The organism is Acidaminococcus intestini DSM 21505 (assembly GCF_000425045.1).
In the GTDB taxonomy this organism is placed as follows: Bacteria; Bacillota; Negativicutes; order Acidaminococcales; family Acidaminococcaceae; genus Acidaminococcus; species Acidaminococcus intestini.
Window position 1 is genome coordinate 1 of record NZ_AULA01000038.1, and the last position, 20,058, is coordinate 20,058.

General features: G+C 52.0%; 21 protein-coding genes and 1 tRNA gene. 18 read left to right on the forward strand and 4 right to left on the reverse strand.

The annotated features are described in order from the left end of the window. Positions 1-294, forward strand: a 294-nt coding sequence (locus tag H503_RS0109875) for a transposase (protein WP_162141342.1), incomplete at its 5' end; no start/stop codon positions are given. Between the two features lie 124 nt (positions 295-418). On the opposite strand, the gene H503_RS0109880 is transcribed toward H503_RS0109875, so the two are convergent. Further along, positions 419-495, reverse strand: a tRNA-Val gene (locus H503_RS0109880). A gap of 187 nt (positions 496-682) precedes the next feature. On the opposite strand from H503_RS0109880, the gene H503_RS0109885 reads away from it, so the two are divergent. The 12 genes from H503_RS0109885 to H503_RS0109940 all read left to right on the forward strand — a co-directional run bounded on the left by H503_RS0109885 (position 683) and on the right by H503_RS0109940 (position 9,919). Beyond that, positions 683-1,252, forward strand: coding sequence for a peptidylprolyl isomerase (locus H503_RS0109885; protein WP_009014860.1), 570 nt, complete (start codon positions 683-685; stop codon positions 1,250-1,252). Positions 1,253-1,265: 13 nt separating this feature from the next. Next, positions 1,266-2,267 (forward strand): PhoH family protein, encoded by a 1,002-nt coding sequence (locus tag H503_RS0109890; protein WP_009014859.1) that lies wholly within the window; start codon positions 1,266-1,268, stop codon positions 2,265-2,267. Next, complete coding sequence (ybeY, locus tag H503_RS0109895) at positions 2,245-2,727, forward strand: rRNA maturation RNase YbeY (protein WP_009014858.1); 483 nt, start codon at positions 2,245-2,247, stop codon at positions 2,725-2,727. The genes H503_RS0109890 and ybeY overlap by 23 nt, the downstream gene beginning before the upstream one ends. Positions 2,728-2,729: 2 nt before the next feature. After that, positions 2,730-3,116: a cytidine deaminase gene (locus H503_RS0109900; protein ID WP_009014857.1), complete on the forward strand. Its 387-nt coding sequence runs from the start codon at positions 2,730-2,732 to the stop codon at positions 3,114-3,116. A 5-nt stretch (positions 3,117-3,121) separates the two neighbouring features. After that, positions 3,122-4,042: a GTPase Era gene (era, locus tag H503_RS0109905; RefSeq protein ID WP_009014856.1), complete on the forward strand. Its 921-nt coding sequence runs from the start codon at positions 3,122-3,124 to the stop codon at positions 4,040-4,042. Positions 4,043-4,226: 184 nt separating this feature from the next. Further along, the gene (locus tag H503_RS0109910; protein WP_009014855.1) at positions 4,227-5,111 is read left to right on the forward strand and encodes a hemolysin family protein; all 885 of its coding nucleotides are present in this window, start codon (positions 4,227-4,229) and stop codon (positions 5,109-5,111) included. After that, positions 5,101-5,844, forward strand: coding sequence for a DNA repair protein RecO (recO, locus tag H503_RS0109915; RefSeq protein WP_009014854.1), 744 nt, complete (start codon positions 5,101-5,103; stop codon positions 5,842-5,844). Before H503_RS0109910 ends, recO begins: the two co-directional genes overlap by 11 nt. Next, positions 5,841-6,491 (forward strand): hypothetical protein, encoded by a 651-nt coding sequence (locus H503_RS0109920; RefSeq protein ID WP_009014853.1) that lies wholly within the window; start codon positions 5,841-5,843, stop codon positions 6,489-6,491. Before recO ends, H503_RS0109920 begins: the two co-directional genes overlap by 4 nt. A gap of 17 nt (positions 6,492-6,508) precedes the next feature. Further along, the gene (locus H503_RS0109925; RefSeq protein ID WP_009014852.1) at positions 6,509-7,264 is read left to right on the forward strand and encodes an exodeoxyribonuclease III; all 756 of its coding nucleotides are present in this window, start codon (positions 6,509-6,511) and stop codon (positions 7,262-7,264) included. A gap of 26 nt (positions 7,265-7,290) precedes the next feature. Next, positions 7,291-8,100: an ADP-ribosylglycohydrolase family protein gene (locus tag H503_RS0109930; RefSeq protein ID WP_009014851.1), complete on the forward strand. Its 810-nt coding sequence runs from the start codon at positions 7,291-7,293 to the stop codon at positions 8,098-8,100. Between the two features lies 1 nt (position 8,101). Further along, positions 8,102-8,599, forward strand: coding sequence for an NUDIX hydrolase (locus H503_RS0109935; protein WP_009014850.1), 498 nt, complete (start codon positions 8,102-8,104; stop codon positions 8,597-8,599). 15 nt (positions 8,600-8,614) lie between these two features. Then, positions 8,615-9,919 carry a Na+/H+ antiporter NhaC family protein gene (locus H503_RS0109940; RefSeq protein WP_009014849.1) on the forward strand — a complete coding sequence of 435 codons (1,305 nt, stop codon included), beginning with the start codon at positions 8,615-8,617 and terminating at the stop codon, positions 9,917-9,919. 56 nt (positions 9,920-9,975) lie between these two features. On the opposite strand, the gene lgt is transcribed toward H503_RS0109940, so the two are convergent. Beyond that, complete coding sequence (gene lgt, locus H503_RS0109945) at positions 9,976-10,752, reverse strand: prolipoprotein diacylglyceryl transferase (protein ID WP_009014848.1); 777 nt, start codon at positions 10,750-10,752, stop codon at positions 9,976-9,978. An 18-nt stretch (positions 10,753-10,770) separates the two neighbouring features. Then, the gene (locus H503_RS0109950) at positions 10,771-11,475 is read right to left on the reverse strand and encodes a metallophosphoesterase (protein WP_009014847.1); all 705 of its coding nucleotides are present in this window, start codon (positions 11,473-11,475) and stop codon (positions 10,771-10,773) included. A gap of 384 nt (positions 11,476-11,859) precedes the next feature. Here H503_RS0109950 and leuS point away from each other — a divergent pair, with 384 nt between their 5' ends. The 5 genes from leuS (at position 11,860) to gltS (ending at position 19,723) form a co-directional block, all read left to right on the forward strand. After that, on the forward strand, positions 11,860-14,352 hold the full coding sequence (gene leuS, locus H503_RS0109955) for a leucine--tRNA ligase (protein WP_009014846.1): 2,493 nt from the start codon (positions 11,860-11,862) through the stop codon (positions 14,350-14,352). 116 nt (positions 14,353-14,468) lie between these two features. Beyond that, positions 14,469-15,101 (forward strand): helix-hairpin-helix domain-containing protein, encoded by a 633-nt coding sequence (locus tag H503_RS0109960; RefSeq protein WP_009014845.1) that lies wholly within the window; start codon positions 14,469-14,471, stop codon positions 15,099-15,101. Further along, the gene (locus H503_RS0109965; protein ID WP_009014844.1) at positions 15,098-17,398 is read left to right on the forward strand and encodes a DNA internalization-related competence protein ComEC/Rec2; all 2,301 of its coding nucleotides are present in this window, start codon (positions 15,098-15,100) and stop codon (positions 17,396-17,398) included. Before H503_RS0109960 ends, H503_RS0109965 begins: the two co-directional genes overlap by 4 nt. 18 nt (positions 17,399-17,416) lie before the next feature. Further along, a complete protein-coding gene (gene holA / locus H503_RS0109970; protein ID WP_014128191.1) occupies positions 17,417-18,502 on the forward strand; it encodes a DNA polymerase III subunit delta in 1,086 nt (361 codons plus the stop codon). 21 nt (positions 18,503-18,523) lie between these two features. Further along, entirely contained in the window at positions 18,524-19,723 is a 1,200-nt protein-coding gene (gltS, locus tag H503_RS0109975) for a sodium/glutamate symporter (protein WP_009014842.1), read from the forward strand. 93 nt (positions 19,724-19,816) lie between these two features. Here gltS and H503_RS0109980 read toward each other — a convergent pair. After that, the coding region (locus tag H503_RS0109980; protein ID WP_026385506.1) for a transposase at positions 19,817-20,058 on the reverse strand (242 nt) is incomplete at its 5' end.

The window sequence follows — 20,058 nt, forward strand, 5'->3', positions numbered from 1 at the left end:
ATTTCTTGGGCACTTTCAGCATGGATAGACCTGGTAAAAAGCGCTGATTTACCGGAAATGAACTCTCTGGTTAAGTCCTTTACCTATTGGTACGAAGAAATTAGGAGCGCCCTTATATATCCTTACTCCAACGGCTTTACTGAAGGCTGCAACAATAAAATCAAGGTGTTAAAACGTGTCTCATTTGGTCTGCGCAATTTTGAGCGCTTTCGTAATAGGATCTTGTACATTAACACACGCAACGAAAAAGGACACGCACTGTATTCAGTGCATGTCCTCTCCAGGAGTGCATAGACACTTTAGCACCCCAAAATTTGACAAAGAACCTATTATAGCAGGTATGACAGAACGGAGCAAGAAGAAATTCAGAAAAAAGATAAAAAAAACCGCCCCCCAAGGAGCGGCTTCATCTTTAAAGTGGTGGAACTAACTGGATTCGAACCAGTGACCCCCACGATGTCAACGTGGTACTCTAACCATCTGAGCTATAGTTCCGAGACGAATATTAGTATACCCAAAGGAAAGAGTCTTGTCAACTCTTTTTTTATTTTTTCCAGGGGAAAAGGATTTGGACATAAGGGGCGGTGATGTTTATTTTTTTGCCTTAAACAGATATAATAAGGAAGACGAAGACTTTCATAGTGGGACCCACGGGTCCTTTTTTTGGTAAAGGAGATTGACCATGAAAAAGCTGTTCTTACTGATTGCCGTCATTACGGCACTTTTCACGGCTGCCTGCGGCAAAAGCGGCAAAGCGGCTGGAACGGACGCACCGGCCCTAAAGGGCCCTGTCACAGCCCAATTTGAGACCAGTCTCGGCAATTTTGAGGTCCGCCTTGCCGTAGAAGGGGCACCCAAGACCTGTGCCAATTTTGTAAAGCTTGCGGAATCTGGTTTCTATGATGGACTCACTTTCCACCGCGTCATTGACGGCTTCATGATCCAAGGCGGCGATCCCAAAGGCGATGGAACGGGCGGACCGGGCTATACCATCAAAGATGAATTTTCAAAGAATCTGCGTCACGATGGACCGGGCATCCTGTCCATGGCAAATGCTGGCCCTGATACAGGTGGAAGCCAGTTTTTCATTACCCTGGAGAAGACGCCCTGGCTGGATGATCATCATGCTGTCTTTGGCCGCGTCGTCAAAGGACTTGATGTAGTCCAAAAGATTGGTAAGGTTAAAACGGACGCCAATGACCGGCCAGTGACGCCCGTTGTTATCAAGAAAATCAAGATTGTAAAAGGCTAAGGAGGAAATCGGGTTGCCAGAAACGCTGGAAAAGAAGCTGATTTTTAAGGACAATCGGGAAATGGTGGCTGTCCTGGGGAAAAATGATGAATACCTGAAACTGATGGATGATCCGGAGTGCCGGATTATCCCCCGGGGCAATGAACTGCTCCTTACCGGGACGGAAGCGGCGCTCAGGCGGATGGAACGAGCCTTTTCGGAACTGCTCTATCTCTATCGCCAAGGGCTGCCCATTACGACCCATGATGTGACATACACGCTGAAGCTGGTTCGTGACGGCAAGGAAGAGGCCCTGCATCAGCTTTATACGGATACGGTCATTACGACCTACCGGGGAAAACAGGTCAAGGCCAAGACCCTGGGCCAATGGCAGTACCTCAAGACCATTGGGGAAAATCAAATGACCATTGCGTTAGGACCGGCGGGAACGGGCAAGACCTACCTTGCCGTGGCTATGGCGGTCAAGGCCCTTAAGAACCACGAAGTGGAGCGAATCATCCTCACGCGGCCGGCTGTGGAAGCAGGGGAAAAACTGGGCTTTTTGCCCGGGGACCTGCAGGAAAAGGTGGATCCATACCTGCGGCCCCTTTATGACGCCCTTTACGAGATGCTCGGCATGGAATCCTTCCAGAAGTATTTGACCCGGGGAACCATTGAAGTGGCGCCCCTTGCCTATATGCGCGGACGGACGTTGAGCGATGCCTTCATCATCATCGATGAGGCCCAAAATACGACGGCTGAGCAGATGCGCATGGCCCTTACCCGTTTTGGCTTTGGCTCCAAGCTTGTTGTGACAGGGGATGATTCCCAGGTGGACTTGCCGCCGGGCAAGGAGTCCGGGCTCACCAATGCCGCCTATGTTCTCCAGGGAATCCCTGGCATTGGCATTGTTCACTTTACGGACGGCGATGTCATCCGGCATGAAATCGTGGCGGCCATCATCCGGGCGTACAAAAAATACGATAATGCTAAAAAGAAAGGAAGGGACGGCTATGATCGTCACACTCGAAAATAACCAGGAAAAGGTCTCCATTCCTGAAGCGCTGGAAGCGGACCTGACCAAAGCCATGAATGTCGTTGCGGAACTGGAGGCCCTGTCCCCGCAGACAGAAGTGGATATTACCCTTGTCGATGACGCTGCAATCCATGAACTCAACCGCACTTACCGCGGCATTGACCGGCCGACGGATGTGCTTTCCTTTGCCCTTGACGAAGGGGAAGAGGAACCGGAAGTGGACGATGACGAGATTGAACATCTATTGGGTGATGTCATCATTTCCGCTCCGACAGCAGTCCGCCAAGGTGAGGAATACGGTCACGGACTCGAACGGGAGATGACCTATTTAGCCGTTCATGGGATGCTCCACCTCCTGGGATACGATCACATGGAAGAAAAGGACAAGCTTATTATGCGCAAACGGGAGGAAGAAGTCCTGCGCAGGCTTGACCTTGCCGAGGAAAATTTTGGAGGCTGACGATGGACCTGATCCTTTTTGAAGCGGCCAAAGCGGCACGGAAAAACGCCTATGTCCCGTATTCCCACTTTGCCGTGGGAGCGGCAGTCAGGGCGAAGGACGGCCGCGTTTTTACGGGCTGCAATATCGAAAATGCATCTTACGGACTGACGGTCTGCGCCGAACGAAATGCTATCTTTGCAGCCGTCAAAGAAGGCGTACGCGATTTTGAAACCCTGCTTGTGACGGCTGATACGGAAGGACCTGTGTCTCCCTGCGGAGCCTGCCGCCAGGTCATGGCTGAATTTGGGATTTCCCATATTGAACTGACAAACCTCAAGGGGCTCAGCCAGTGTGTGAGCCTTGAAGAACTCCTGCCTTACGGCTTTACTCTAAAAGAAAAGGAATAAGCATCATGCAAGTACAGCAGCAAGAACATCGGGCCGGTTATATCGCCGTTATTGGACGCCCCAATGCAGGCAAGTCGACCCTCATTGACAAACTGATCGGGGAAAAGGCGGCCATCGTATCAGACCGTCCTCAAACGACGCGCAATCGCATTCTTTGCATTTTATCGACGGAAAAGGCCCAGCTTATTTTCCTTGATACGCCAGGCCTCCACAAACCTAAGGATAAATTGGGGGAGCATATGGTCAAAGCCGCCGAGGATTCCTTAAAGGACGTTGACGCCGTGCTCTATGTCGTTGACGCCACAGAAAAACGGGGAAAAGGGGAGGCCTATATCCTGGAACGGCTCAAAAAGGTTCAGGTCCCGGTCATCCTTGTCCTTAACAAGGTGGATCTCATCAACCAGAAAGAAAACCTTCTGCCGCGTATTGACGCTTTTCAAAAGGCCTATCCCTTCCACGGCATCATGACCCTATCTGCCTTGGAAGATAGGGATTTCACGCCCCTTATCGAGGAACTGACAGGCCTCATGCCGGAAGGCCCTAGCTTTTATCCGGAAGACCTTTACACGGATCAGACGGAACGGGTCATGGTAAGCGAAATCATCAGGGAAAAGATCCTGCGCCTCACCCATGATGAAGTGCCCCATGCCGTTGCCGTCAAGGTAAACGAAATGAAGACCCGTGATAATGGGATGGTTTATGTGCGGGCCGATATCTATGTGGAACGGGATTCCCAAAAAGGAATTCTCATTGGTCGCAAGGGACAGATGCTGAAACAGATCAGCGCGGAAGCCCGCAAGGATATCGAAGATCTTGTCGGCAGTCAGGTTTATCTTGAAATCTGGGTCAAGGTGCGTCCCAAATGGCGGGAAAAGGAAACCGAACTCCGACAGCTTGGGCTGAGTTCCGATCATAGGGCATATTGACCATGCCGCGGCACCTATTGTATAATGAAAATTAACATTGACAGCCCAAAAGTGCCCAAAAATGGCACACTGTGATTCGTTGAAGTGGTGCTGTGGTTCGAGGATGGCGCTTTGCCGAAGGACCACAGTCCTTGGAAAAAAGGAGAGATGACTTATCGACGCGGGTCCTGCGCTTGGACGCATATTGAAACCGATTGTATATCCTTTTGCTTATCTTTTTTGGCATGTGGGCCGCAGCCTTTATCGCTTCATGGGCATTCAGCCCTATGATCCTGATATGAGCCGCTCAGAAGATGATATTCGGCGGATGGTCAGTGACAGCGAAAAAGGCGGGGAAATCGATCCCGTAGAAAGCCGCCTGATTGATAATGTCTTTGATTTTGCCGACCGAGTTGCCCGGGAGGTCATGGTTCCCCGGCAGGATATGATCTGCCTGTTTGTGGAAGATTCCTTGGAAGAAAACCTGAAGGTTGTCCATGATTCCGGTCACACCCGTTATCCGCTTTGTGAAGAAGACCGCGACCATATCCTGGGGATGATCCATATCCGGGAACTGATGAACCTTGACCAACATGATCCCCACGCAGATCTTAAGTCCATTATGCGGGAAATTGACGTGGTGCCTGAAAGTATGTCCATTGTGAAGATCCTTCAGCTCATGCAGCACAAACATGTCCAGATGGTGGCCGTTGCCGATGAATATGGCGGAACAGCGGGCCTTGTCACCATGGAAGACCTCTTGGAGGAAATCGTTGGTGACATCCAAGATGAGCACGATACGGAAATGCCGGAAATCAACAAGATGCCCGATGGGTCCTATGTGTTTGACGGCTTGGTCCTTTTGGACGAAGTCTCGGAGACGATGGGCATCCAGTTTGATGATCCTGAGGAAGATACCATTGGCGGGTACGTCTTTGGCCTCATCGGCCGTCAGCCCGTTGTGGGAGATTCCGTCGATGAGCGGGGCAATCGTTTTGAAGTGCTCGATTCATCCGGATTCCGTGTCCTTCGGGTCCGTGTCATCCCTCTGAAGAAAGACAAAAAGGAAGAGACAGTCCATGACGAGTGAAGCCTTTCAGGATGAAGCGGTCATATTGGAAGTAAGGAATTGGCAGACTGCGGATAAGTACGCAGTCTGCTTTTGTCGTCACCATGGGAAAGTACCTTTCATCGCCTACGGGGCAGCCTATCCCAAGAGTACGAGCGGTCGGATTGTCCAGCCTTTTGCCCAGCTGCGCGTGACCCTCATGCCGGGCCGTAAGGTGGCAACCCTGCGTGGGTGTGAGTTTATGAACCTGCCCCATGTCATGGATATTGAAGGCATGGCTTACGGTGCCATCATAGCCGAGGCCGTGATGCAGCTGTTTGAAGAGGAAGAACCGCTGGAAGAGGCCTTTTTCCTTATTTGTCAGGCTTTTACCCTCTTTCCAAACCATAATAAACGGCTCGTGACGGACAGCACCCTCTTTAAACTTCTGGCCCTTTGCGGCTTCGATCCGGTTCTTGACTATTGTACAACCTGCGGAAAACCCATGGAAGAAGACGGTTATTTCAGTCCTGTTCAGGGCGGCTTCCTGTGCAGGGACTGTGCCTTGGACCATGATCTGCCCCTTACGGTAAAGGCCAAGGCGCTTGTGCAGCATCTCCTGACCCTTGATTTTAAGGTCCCCGAACCGTTTACGGTGCGGGGAAAGGAATTGATGGAAGTGGAAAAGATCCTCTATCGGTTCCTGACATTCCAAACGGACCGGCCGCTAAAGAGCCTTCAATTTCTGACGCAGCTTGGCAAGGGGGCCCTATGAACCGGTGGATCTGTGGACTTCATAGGGGCTGGGCGCACAGCCGCAAAAAGGGCGCGGCCTTTCTGGCGGCCGCTGCCCTGCTGCTCTTTTTTCTCGAAGAACCTTGGGTGCTTTGGGGCAGTCTCCTTCTTGGTGCCCTCGACGCTTACCAGTTAGCCCTGGAAAAAAGGCAAGGCGCTCCCGCAATCCTTGAAAGGGTCCTTGTCATGCTCCTTACGGCACTTTTTGTCTCTCCTCACAGCTATCCTTTGGCCCTTCCTCATGCCGTTTTTTGGGTTCTTTTTTATATCCTGTGGGGCGTCCATCTTCTTTTTTTTGAAAGAAGGGACTTGATCCAGCGGGGGCCTTCTGTCCTTTTTCCCTTTTTTTTGGGAACGGCCCTTTTCCTTAACCAGCTTGACGCGGATAGCGGTGCTTTTGAGGCGGCCCTTCTTATGGGCGGCTATGGCTTGTTTCGGGCCCTTTGGGAAATGAAAGAAGCCGTTCATAGGAAACGCCGCCTGCTGTTTCTCTTTTATTTTGCTTCTATAGGCCTTATCCTTGGCCTTTTCTATGTATCCTTTATCTGGATGGCGGGAGATCCCATTTATCTTCTCCTTTGGCTTTTTGCCCTAGGGGCCCTTTACTGGATCTTTCCTTCCTTATGAGTGAATGGAGGAATCTCATGAAACTTGTCACCTGGAATGTCAACGGCCTTCGGGCCTGCATGAATAAGGGCTTTAAGGAGTCCATGGAAAAACTGGACGCCGATATCATCTCTATCCAGGAAACGAAGATGCAGCGGGAACAGGCCAGCTTTGACTTTCCCGGCTATTATGAATATTGGAACAGTGCCGTTAAAAAAGGCTACTCCGGAACGGCCATCTTTTCCCGGATCAAGCCCCTTTCCGTGACCTATGGTCTGGGCATCGAGGAACATGACCAGGAAGGCCGCGTCATTACGGCGGAATATGATGATTTTTACCTTGTCAATGTCTATACGCCCAATTCGCAGCGCGAGCTGGCTCGCCTAAGCTATCGCATGGCTTGGGAAGACGCGTTCCAGGCGTACTGTGAGGACCTTTCCAAGAAGAAAACCACCATTGTCTGCGGGGACATGAATGTGGCCCACGAACCCATTGATCTCAAGAACCCCGATTCCAACCATCACAATGCCGGTTTTTCTGACGAGGAGAGGCAAAAGCTCGATGCGTTCCTTGCCCGGGGCTTTGTTGACTCCTTCCGTATGCTCTATCCTGATCGGGAAGGGGCCTATACCTGGTGGTCGTATATGTTCAAGGCCCGCGAACGGAATGCGGGGTGGCGCATTGATTATTTCCTTGTTTCAGAAGCCGGTCGTGACAAGATCCGGGATGTAACCATCATGAACGAAATCATGGGCAGTGATCACTGTCCTGTTGTCTTGGAGTATGGGGTATAACTGCTGCCAAAAGGGAGGGATAGGCTGTGAAGGGTGCCTTTATTGGTGATATTGTAGGGTCCCGTTTTGAGTGGACCGGATTTCGGGAAAAGGAATTCGACTTGTTTGCCGAAGGGTGCCGCGTGACGGATGACTCCCTGATGACGGCCGCCGTGGCAGAAGCCTTCCTGACGATGCGGGAAACCGACCTTCCTGAAACAGAAAGCGTATTGGGCCCCCTTCTTTGCGAACGGATGCGTAGGTTGGGGCGCACCTATCCGGATGCCGGCTATGGACAGAAATTCAAGGCGTGGCTCATGGATGAGACCATGGGGCCTTATGGCAGCTGCGGGAATGGAGCGGCCATGCGCGTTTCTCCGGCTGGCTGGTTTGCCTACACCTTGGCGGAAGCCGAGGAACTGGCTCTTATTTCCTGCCGTGTGAGCCATAATGAAAAAAGTGCGGAAAAGGCGGCCCAAGCTGTTGCGGGAGCCATCTTCCTTGCTCGCTCGGGAGCCAGGAAGGACGTGATCCGTACTTATCTGGGGCGCTTTTATGACCTTTCGGAACCTTTTGACGAGCTTAGAAGCCATTACGAAGGGGAGGCAACTTGCGACGGATCCGTACCCCAGGCCCTGACGGCCTTTTTGGCATCGGACAGTTTTGAGGATGCGCTAAGGCGCGCTGTCAGTCTCGGCGGTGATACAGATACCCTTGCCGCCATCAGCGGAAGCCTTGCAGAACCTTATTTTGGCATTCCTGCCTCTATCTATAAAATAGCGGAAGAATATTTTACGGAGGAAATGAAAACCGTGCTGCAGCGTTTCGACGCACTTTGCGAAAAGGAGAAGGACTAGCATGGAATATTGGGATATCTATGACGAGAAAAAAGAACGCACAGGCCGCACCATGGCGCGCAATGATTGGCATATGAAACCGGGCGATTATCACTTGACGGTCCTTGCCCTTATTATCAATGAAACGGGACGCATCCTGCTTACCCAGCGTCAGCTCGATAAGCAGTGGGCACCTGGAAAATGGGAGATCCCCGGCGGCGGTGTCAAGGCAGGCGAAACGTCTCTTGAAGCGGTCCTTCGGGAAACGCGGGAAGAAACGGGCCTTGTGCCGGATAAAGCGGCGGTCCGTCTTATCCATACATATCGCAATGATTCCCCAAAAGAACAGAACAACTACTTTGTCGACATTTATGAAGTGCGCCTTCCCTTTACGGAATCGGCGGTCACGGTCCAAAAAGAGGAGGTCAAGGGGTTTGCCCTTCTTGACCCTCAAGCGGTCAGGGTCCTTGGCGAAAGAGGGGAAATCCTCCATTATGCCCATTTTGCGGATTTATTTTAGGAGGCGTCCCCAGCCATGCTTGAAAATGTCATTTTATTGTTTTTTTCCCTGCTTCTTTTAGGCAGTGTCTTTACAGGGGTTCCCATTTTAGCCGCTCTTTTTGCAGGGCTCCTGATCTTTAGCGGCTATGCCCGCTACCAGGGTTTTTCCCTAAAGGAAATCGTGGGCATGTGGGCCGCTGGTGTGAAGACCATCCGCAATATCCTCATGACGTTTGTCATCATTGGCTTTTTGACGGGGCTTTGGCGGGCTGGCGGAACCATCCCGACCATTGTCTACTATGCGTCCGGCGTCATCGATCCCGCACTGATCGTACTCCTTACCTTTGTCCTTAACTGCCTCCTGTCTTTTTTGATGGGAACGAGCTTTGGGACAGCGGCAACGATGGGGCTCATTTCCATGACCATTGCATCAACCCTGGGGGCCTCCAAGGCGCTCGTTGGCGGGGCCGTCCTGTCGGGAATCTACTTTGGGGACCGCTGCTCTCCCGTGTCGACAAGCGCGCTCCTTACGGCAGACCTGACGGGAACGAACCTTTATGACAATATCCAGCGCATGATGAAAAGTGCCTTGGTCCCCTTTCTCCTTTCCCTTGTGTTCTATGGCCTCATGGGTGGGGGAGAAGGCACGGCGGAGACGGTAAGCGCCGTGAAGCACCTTTTTGCATCCCATTTTGACGTATCCTATGCCATGCTCATCCCGGCGGCCAGCATCCTTGTTTTGGCTTTTTTCCGCGTGGCTGTGAAAAAGACCCTTTTTGTGAGTGTTGTCCTAAGTTTCCTCTGCGCGTATCTCTATCAGGGCCTTTCCCTTCCCGCTATCCTTCATGTCATGTTCTTTGGCTTTACCTCCCCGGACCCTCAGCTCAATGCCATGCTCCGTGGCGGGGGCCTTCTTTCCATGGCTGGTACGACGGGCATCGTCATGATTGGGTCCTGCTATTCCGGTATTTTTAATAAGACGGGCCTGCTTCGCAATATTGAATCGGTCCTCCTTGCTCTGACAAAGCGCTTCTTTCCGTTTGCCGGCGTCTTTGGCGCGGCGACGATCAGTTCCCTCATTGGGTCGAACCAGACCCTTGCCATCATCATGACGCGTGACCTTTCCCGCAAGATCATGCCCGACGGCAAGGAGCTTGCCCTTGCCATTGAAGATACGGCTGTTGTCATGAGCGCCCTTGTGCCTTGGTGCATTGCCGGCGCTGTACCTTTGACGTTTATTGGCGCGCCCATTTCAAGTATGCTCTTTGCTTTTTATCTGTATGCCCTGCCTTTGTGGCGCCTTGGAAAAGCAGCCCTTGCGGAGCGGCAGGACGCATAAGAAAAAATGGAAAATAAAAAACTGCCCTACAAGGGCAGTTTTTTGTCTGTCTTGTTCTAGGCCTGCGTCTTCCTGAGGCCGCTCCCAATAAAGCCGATGAGGGCGATAAAAAAGAAAATCAAGCTTGTTGCCTGGGCTGATTTGAGGCCAAAAAGGAAGGGCTCCACATAATCGCCGCGGAGGAATTCAAGGAAAAAGCGCAGCGCCGAGTAGAGCATGACGTAAAGAAAGCAGCACTGGCCGCGTTTGTAAGGCCGGGACTGGAATATGATGAGCAGCGCAAAAAGGATGACATCAATCTGTCCTTCCCAGACTTCTGCCGGCCATAGGGGCGCGTTTCCATAGGTGCTGCGGGCCAGGGTCCCGACGGGATAGAGGATACCGAAATCACCGCCAGTGGGCGCACCGAAGGCATCGCCATTTAAGAGGTTTGCCATGCGGCCGATGGACTGGCCGATGAATAGGGCCGGGGAAATCACGTCCAGCATATCAATCCAATTGATCTTATGGGCCCTGCAGTAGAGGGCGCCGGCAAGAATCCCGCCAACGATGCCGCCTTGGATGGCCATGCCGCCCTGCCAGACAAAGAAAATCTCTGACAGGTGGTCGCTGTAATAGGCCCAGTCAAAAAAGAACACGTCCCAAAGGCGGGCTCCGATGATGCCGGCAAAACCGCCGTAGATTCCGATGTCGGGCAGGTACTTTTCCCAGCCCCGTCCGTCCTTATAAGCAAGGAAATAAGCCGTTCCCGTTGCCATGAAGATGGCCGTGCAGAGCATGAGGCCATACATACGGATGGGAAAATTGCCGATAAAAAAGAGATATTGATGCACAGGAAATCCTTTCTCCGGTCAGTCAAGGATCTTGACCGGACAAAAATCAATGTAATCGGACGCGACGAGGCGGTACCGCGTGCCATCCCGGACGCCTTGGAAGAGGTTCAGGAAATGGGCAGCGTCACCGTGGACGTGGCCGTAGATACAGGTTGTGACTTCGTAGTCCCGGCAGAGCTCGGTAAAGCCTGTCACTTCTTCCGGTTCGTAGAGGGGAGGGTAGTGGAGGGCCGCAATGATCCGTTTGGCGCCGGACGACTTGGCTTCTTTGAGGGAGTGCTCGAGGCGCTGGACCTCGCGTTTATATAGGAGGTCATCGTGGTCCGTAAATTCCGGCATGGAGGGAAGGTTCCATCCCCTGGTGCCGCAGATGGCCGTATCCTTTTCCACAACGCAGCTATTATGAAGAAACTGGAAACGGCCCTTAAAGGCTTGTTCCAGCTTGCGCATGCTGGACCACCAATAATCGTGGTTTCCTTTGAGGATGATCTTCTTTCCTGGAAGTGCGGAAAGCATGGAAAAATCTTTTTCGATGGCATCGGACAGGTCCATGGACCACGACGTGTCACCGCAAAGAATAATCGTATCGTCAGTGCCAATGGTTTCTTTCCAGTGCTGGATGATCTTTTCCCGATGGTCTTTCCACTGAGGGCCGAAGACGTCCATGGGTTTTGTCGGGGGAGCCCCGGATAGATGCAGGTCCCCAATTGCATAAAAGGCCATGAATGGTGCTCCTTCCTACGTTGACTTTATGAGGCGTCAACTATATAATGAATCTATTGTAGTGAATGGTAACCTATTCTGCAAGAAGTCCCACCAACGCCGTAGGCGGTGAGATGAATTGCAGGTTTCCCAAGGCTTCAATGCCCTTGGAAAATAATTTTTCACTGCGGAAATACCGTGGGTCGCACGGAAATCTACGCTTGTGGAGAGTGTGTAAGTCATCGCGGCTTTTTTGCGTCAGCGGTGCTGTTCTCGTTGAAGCAGGAAGCTCCCGCCTCTATCCGGTGGGGGTACGTTCACTTCCTTCAATACCATTATGTTACAGAATCGAATGCCGTATTGCAAGGGATTTCACTTATGTTTCCAAAATAGGGAGGCCAAGCCATGATCAGTGAAAAGTATGAACCCCATAAGGCGGAAGCCAAATGGCAAAAGTATTGGGAAGATCATCATACCTACAAGGTCAGTAATGATGATCCCCGCCCCAAATATTACGTCCTTGAAATGTTCCCGTATCCTTCGGGCAACCTTCATATGGGGCACGTACGGAACTATTCCATTGGTGATGTCGTTGCTCGTTTCCGTACCATGCGGGGCTACAACGTCCTTCATCCCATGGGCTTTGACTCCTTTGGCATGCCCGCGGAAAATGCCGCCATCAAACATAACATTCCGCCGGCCAAATGGACCCTTGAAAACATTGCCAACATGGAAGACCAGCAAAAACGCATGGGCCTTTCCTATGATTGGGACCGCGAAGTCAAGACCTGTATGGAAGATTACTATAAGTGGACCCAGTGGTTCTTTGAACTCATGTATAAGCGCGGCCTGGCCGTTAAGAAAACGGCCCCGGTCAACTGGTGCGAAAAATGCAACACCGTCCTTGCCAACGAACAGGTCATTGACGGAAAATGCTGGCGCTGTGATACACCGGTCGTCAAAAAGGACCTGTCCCAGTGGTTCTTTAAGATCACTGATTATGCCGATGAACTCTTGAAGGACCTTGACCTTTTGAAGGGCTGGCCTGAACCGGTCAAGACCATGCAGCGCAACTGGATTGGCCGCAGCGAAGGACTGGAATTCAGCTTTGACTGCCCGGACCTTGGGACCAAGCTCCCCGTCTATACAACCCGTCCGGATACAATCTACGGCGTCACCTTCGTCGTCATTCCGCCGGAGCATCCCCTTGTTGCCAAGATCCTTGAAAACAACCCTAAACGGGCTGAACTTGAAGCCTTCTGTGACAAGGTTCGCAATACGTCGGATATTGAGCGGACCAGTGCTGACTCAGAAAAACTGGGCATGTATACGGGCTATGACTGTGTCCATCCCTTGACGGGACATAAGGTAGAGATCTGGATTACGAATTATGTCCTTTTTGACTACGGTACGGGCGCCGTCATGGGTGTACCGAGCGGAGACCATCGTGACTGGATGTTTGCTTCAAAATACGGTATCAAGAAGATCCTTACCCTCCAGCCAAAGGATCATGAACTGAAGCTTGAGGAAATGGACGACGCCTATACGGAAAAGGACGGTGTCCTCGTTAATTCCGGTCCCTTCACGGGTATGGAAATGCATAAAGCCATGGGAGCCATCATGGACTACATGGAAGAAAAGGGCCTGGGCAAACGGCGCGTCAATTACCGCCTCCGCGACTGGCTGATCAGCCGTCAGCGCTATTGGGGCGCACCCATTCCGGTCATCAATTGCCCGCAATGCGGCGAAGTCCTCGTCCCGGAAAAGGATCTGCCTGTAAAACTGCCGACAGATGTCAAGTTTGCGGCCGGCGCCAAGAGCCCTCTTGCTACGAGCGAATCCTTCGTGCACTGCACCTGCCCGAAATGCGGCGGCCCTGCAACGCGTGAATTGGATACGATGGATACCTTCGTCTGCTCGAGCTGGTACTATTTGCGTTACACCGATCCCCATAACGATCAGGCACCCTTCAGCCATGAAGCGGTCGATCATTGGATGAGCGTGGACCAATATATCGGCGGCATTGAACATGCCATCCTCCATCTGCTTTATTCCCGTTTCTTTGTGAAGGTCCTGCGTGATGCCGGTCTTGTCAAGGTTGACGAACCTTTCACGAACCTCCTGACCCAAGGGATGGTCATCAAGGACGGGGCTAAGATGAGCAAGTCCCTGGGCAATGTCGTTTCCCCGGAAGAAATCATTGGCAAGTACGGCGCCGATACGGCCCGGCTATTCATTATGTTTGCCGCCCCTGTGGAACGGGAACTGGAATGGAGCGACCAAGGTGTCGAAGGATCCTTCCGTTTCCTGAACCGTGTATGGCGTATTGTCTACCACTTCCAGGATGAACTCCAAAAGAAGGTCAAGACCTATGATGTGAAGGAACTGGATGAAGCAGGCCGGGAAATGCGCCATATCCTCCATGTGAGCCTGAAAAAGATCACAGAGGACCTGGACAGCCGCTTCAACTTCAATACGGCCATCAGTACCATGATGGAACTGGTCAATGCTCTTTATGCCTATAAGGATAAGGCCAAGAAAGTACATCCGGGCCTCATCTGGGAAGTCATTACGGATCTGCTCCTTGTGATGGCGCCCTTCGTTCCCCATATTACGGAAGAACTCTGGCACGGCACTATCGATGATTCGGAAAGCATCCATAAACAGGCTTGGCCGAAGTACGATGAAGAAGCCATCAAGGTCGATGAAGTAGAGGTCCTTGTTGAAGTCAACGGAAAGCCGAAGGACCGCATCATGGTCGATCCGGAAATGGATAAGGAGGCCTTGGGCAAGGTCGCCTTGGAAAGCAAGGCTGTCAAGGAGGCCATCGGCAGCGGCAAGGTTGTCCGCGTCATTGCCGTTCCGGGCCGTCTGGTCAACATTGTGGTAAAACCGTAAGACGTTTTACTGAAATAAGGATTCCCTTTTAGACGATTGCAATCGTTCAAAAGCAGGTTATCACCCCTTCGCGGGGAGATGGCCTGCTTTTTTTTTTTTGAAAAGGAGGTCGCATCATGAATCTATGGAACCGCAGAAAAGCAGCTGTCATCTTTGTCCTCATGGTTCTTATTGTGGGAACCACCCTTTATTGGGAAGAAACGCCGCGGCAAAATAAGGCCCCGCTGGATCCTGAGGCAGTCATGACAAAGCAGCGGGAGCAGAAGGCGCTTCCCAGTCTTCGTGTCTATGTCAGCGGTGCCGTCATGTACCCAGGTCTTTATGACCTTGCACCGGGCCTGCGCTATGCCGATGCCATCCGCAAGGCAGGCGGCATGACGGATGAGGCTGATGAAACGCGGGTCAACCTAGCGAAAAAAATCAAGGATGGCTGTCAAGTGAACGTGCCGCTGCGTAAGAATCGGCGCCCTGCAGCGGGAAAAGCGCCGCCTTCTGCGGGCGACTTGCCTGCTCGGGAAAAAGAGAAAAGGAAAGATAAAGGCGCCGCTGGGTTCCTAAGAATCAATCTCAATGATGCGTCCCAGGAAGAACTGGAACATCTCCCCGGGATTGGCCCCGGTATGGCACAGCGCATCATTTCAGAAAGGAACAAGGCCCCTTTTCAATCCGTGGATGAGCTGCTGCGCGTCAAGGGCATAGGGCCTAAAAACCTTTCCCGGTTCCGGGAGCTTGTGGAGGTCATCCCATGACGCCCCTTTCCTGGGCCGGACTGGGCTTTAGTCTGGGCACACTGTGGGGGCTTTCAGCCCGGCCTTCCAGATGGCTTGTTTTAGGCCTGCTATTGGGGAGCCTATTTGCAGCTCTTTTCTGGAAGGAAAGGAAAAAAGGGGGCATCCTGATCTTTTTTTTATTGCCCGCCTTCTTTATCGGGGCCCTTTCCGGGCGGGAACGGCAGAGCGCGGCAAGCCGTATGGCTCCTTTTTTGGGGAACCCTGTAAGGCTTACGGGGCGGCTCGAGCCAGGCTCTCTGCGCGTCCGGGATCGATCTGTTTCTTTTACGCTTCTTTATGAAGGCATGCGCATCCCTGTTCTTCATTTGGGGACCCTTCCTGGACCTTCATGGGGGACCTATACGGCAGAAGGCTGCCTGGAACCGATAGAAACGTTCTATAATCCTGGTATGGTGGATGAAACAAAGCGCAGTGCTGCCCGAAAGATTCCGGGAAGGATCAGGACCCAAAATGGTTGTCTGCACTATGAAGGGGGAGAAAAAGATGCCCTGGACCGGATAGCCGAGTGGGGCAGCACCGTAAGAAAACGGCTTTCGGAGGCCCTTCCTCCGCGCGAGGCCGCCCTCCTAGGGGGCATGCTCCTCGGCGGCAGTGAAGGGATGGACGCCTCGTCACTCCAGATCTTTACGGCCTGCGGATTGTCCCATCTTCTTTCTGTATCTGGAAGCCATGTGGCACTTCTCCTTGGTCTCTATGTCCTGGCGGCGGAGTATCTCCCGCTGCCGCGCCCTGTCAAACCGCTGGGGGGCCTCTTTTTTCTGTTCTGCTACGCCATCCTTTGCGGGCTTCGGGCATCTGTCTGCCGAGCAGTGCTCCTTGGCAGCGGCGTCTTGCTGGGGGAGCTGTTGGGGCGCCGGGCAAGCGGACCGTCTTTTCTTGGCTTTTCGGCCCTTTTGCTGCTGGGCATCCATCCCTTTTGGATCTGGGATATTGGCTTTGCCCTCTCTTTTGCGGCAGCGGCCGGACTGATGCTCTTAAAGGAGAGGGTGGAACGGGGGCTTGCATCTTTTTTAGGGCAGGGCCTTGGGACGGCCCTTTCTGTTCCCCTCGCGGCCCATATTTTTTCCCTTCCTTTGCTTGTCCATCATTTCCACGCCGTGAGCCTCCTATCCCTTCCAGCCAATCTGCTTCTTGTGCCGCTTTTGAGCCTTTCCCTCGTTCTTGCCGTCAGTGCCGTTTTTGGGGGTCTTGTCCTGCCCTTTTTGGGACGGGTCCTTTTTGTTATGGCAGGCAGTCTCGTCAGTCTATCTCTTGAACTGGGCCGTCTGCTTTCAGAAAGCCGGCCCTTCATGGTTACAACGGGGCCCTTGGGCTTTGGGGCGCTTTTTTGCTATGGTCTTTTGCTCAGCCTGCTCCTTGGCGATTTTCCACAGGGATCCCGTCTTGCTCGGTACCGGAAAAAGGCGGCTCTTGCGTCCGCTTTCTGCCTTGCTGCCCTGTTTTTCTATCCTCGCTTTCAAAAAGTACCTTTTACAGCGTATTTCCTTGATGTAGGGCAGGGCGACTGTTGCCTTCTTGTTATGCCGGACAGGAAGAACGTTCTTATCGATACAGGGGGATTAAACGGACACTATGAGGTAGGGGAACGGGTTGTCGTACCTGCGCTTCGGGCCCTTGGCGTAACCCAGATCGATACGATGATTATCAGTCACGGCCATCATGACCATGCCGGCGGAGCCGCTGGAATCGCACGCTGGCTGCCTGTGAAACGGCTGCTCCTTCCACAGGAAAAAGACAGTAATGATGTAGAAAAATTAATATATACCATGAAAAAAACAAATCACAAAATTGTATACAAAATGCAAAAAACAATTCACATCCGTTTTAAATCGCATATAATTAATATTGTAGACGCACCGAAAATGGCAGAGAAAGGAGGCAATGCAAACGAGAGCTCTGCAGTGGTGCTTGTTGCGTGCGGAAAAAGCAAAGTGCTCCTGACCGGGGATGCGACAAGTGAAATTGAACTTGCCGCAGCGGCAGCCCCAATCCGGAGCGATGTGCTGAAGGTTTCCCATCACGGTTCTTCAACTTCTTCGGAAATGGCTTTCCTCAAAGCGGTATCGCCTAAGGTTGCCGTCATTTCCGTTGGCCGGAACAACCGGTTTGGCCATCCCCATGACGAGGTCCTTGAACGCCTGGAATATTTAGGGATTCCCGTAGCAAGAACGGACGAAGGGGGCGCCATCAAGGTTGTTTTTGACGAGACTGGACCGAAGTGGTATAGTTATCGCTGTCAGCGAAACTGTTTCTAGGAGTGATCAAGGTTGAACGTGACAGCGGACCAGTTCCTAGCGAACCTCAGGAAAAAGGGCGGATCCTGTCCCCATCTTGTGGTAGCCATCGGAAATGAGGAATACTACCAAAAGGCCATCAAGGAAACCCTGAAAAAACGGATTGCCTTCGACCATAAAGGAGAGGAACTAAACACCTGGACTTTCGAGGATCGATTCAATCTTGTCGATCTGCGGGAAGCGATTTATTCCCAGTCCTTTTTTGGGGGGCTCAACTGGGTCATTGTCAGTGATCCGTTTGTTCTTGCAAAAACCAAAGACGCAACAAGTGATCCGCAGACCAAGGGAAAAAGCAAAAAAAAGGAAAGTCCTCTGGAGGCCTTCCTTGAACTTGTCAGTGACATTCCTGCTACGACTTACGTCCTCGTCCAGCTAAGCGCCATCGATAAGCGGACGAGCGCGGCAAAAAAGCTCGGAGCGATTGCCCCCTTGGTTGAGTGTCAGCCCATCAAATGGTATCAGACCAAAGCCCTCATGCCTTTTTTGCAGGAACAGGCTGAGCGCTACGGCGCCCGCTTTGACCAAGGGGCCAAAGCCTTGATTGAAGATTATGTAGCTGCGGCAAATGAAGTCCCCCTCCTTTTTTTGGAGCGGGAAATCGAGAAGATTGCCCTTTTTGCCGGGAACCGCAAGATCTGGACCGCTGATGATGTACGGCAGATGTTTTCCCAGTTGCCCCAAGTATCGAACTTCGCCCTAGGCCGGGCCATCGAAGAGAGGAACCTGACCTTAGCCCTTGAACTGATTGCAGCAGAACGGAAGAACGACGCCAAATTTGTTTTGGCCCTTTATGTCGTTACGTCTTCCCTGCGTCTATTGACCCAAGTCAAAGCCATGATGGCAAAAGGTGCTCGACAGGACGAGATTGCCCAAACCCTGAAAAAGAATCCCTACATCGCCAAGCTTGCCATGCAGCATGCACGAAATTATTCCCATGAATCCTTACAAAAAGCCTTGGTGGATCTGGCGGTGCTGGCCATCACTTCCCGCAGTGGAGGCGGGGACAAAGGATGGAAGTGGTCACGTCTTGAGGAAATTATCATTGCATTAGTAGGAAGAGATTGAACTTGAGGAGGAAGTATTACGATGACATTAGCTTTGAATTCTTATCAAACAATGGCAGTCGGCATTTTACTGTATTATCTGGGCAAGTTCCTGAAAGCCCGCATTAAGTTCCTGCGTACGTACTGCATCCCGAACCCGGTTATTGGCGGTATCCTCTTTGCTCTTTTGAACCTCGCCCTTCATCAGAGCGGCGTCGGTGCCATCAAACTTGATACGGTACAGCAGAGCTTCTTTATGAACATGTTCTTTACGAGCATTGGTTTTACGGCATCCTTTGCTCTTCTTAAAAAAGGCGGCCGCGACGTTCTGATCCTCACGATTGTCTGCGCTATCCTTGTTACCCTGCAGGACGTCATTGGTGTCGGCCTTGCCAAAGTTGTGGGCCTGCATCCGCTCCTTGGTCTCTGTGCCGGTTCCGTACCGCTTGTCGGCGGCCATGGCACGAGTGCTGCTTTTGGTCCTTTCTTTGAAAACATGGGCGTTGAACGCGCCAGTGCCGTTGCTATCGCCATGGCAACCTTCGGCCTGATTTCCGGCTCCCTCATGGGCGGCCCGATTGCCCATCGCCTGATTTCCAAGTATAACCTGCACAGCAACGAAACGAATGTATCGGCTGCCGATCAGGCTTCTGATGTGGAATCGGCTGCCGTTGTTCCCATGGTTCCGGAAAAATTCATGCTGGCTACGGGCGAAATCCTGCTCTGCATGGGTGTTGGTACCTATGTCGCTGCCTTCTTTAAAGGCATTGGCCTTGTGTTCCCGTTCTATATCAGCTCCATGCTGGTAGCGGCTGTTCTTCGCAATACGGCTGACCATTCCTCCAGCCTTGACGTGCCAATTCCTGAAATCCAAACCATGGGTGATGTTGGCCTCAACATCTTCCTGTCCATGGCCCTGATGAGCCTGCGTATCTGGGAACTTTTCGATATCGCCGGTGCGCTCTCTGTCATCGCTGTGGCTCAGGTTATCCTCATGGCCCTGTTCACCTACTTTGTCGTATTCAACGCCATGGGCCGCGATTACGATGCTGCCGTCGAAGTTTCCGCTGTCTGCGGCTTCGGGATGGGCGCAACGCCAAACGCAATGGCTAACATGAGTGCGGTTACGGCCGTCCACGGTCCTTCCACGCGTGCATTCTTCTGTGTACCGCTGGTTGGTGCCTTGTTTATCGACTTTATCAACTCCAGTGTCATCATGGTCTTTACGAACTTGTTCAAATAAAGGTTCGTAAAAAAGAAAAAAGGGCTGCCTGCGGGCAGCCCTTTTTTCGGGTTCTTTGTCAAATGTTGGGGTGCCCCACAACTAAATCGCCTTTTAGGAACTCGGCAAGGCATTTGCCGAGTTCCTTTTTTGCCAATTCACATAGAGAATCCGGTTCCTAAATCTGTTGAAATCACGCATTCCAAATGCAACTCTCTTAACCGTCTTAATCAGGTTGTTACAGCCTTCTGTGAATCCATTGGAGTATGGCTGGATAATTGCTTGAATAATTGCAGCCTCCCAATCTTTAAAAGATCTTAAAATCCCTTTAAAAGCATCTAAGTTGTAGCCCATTA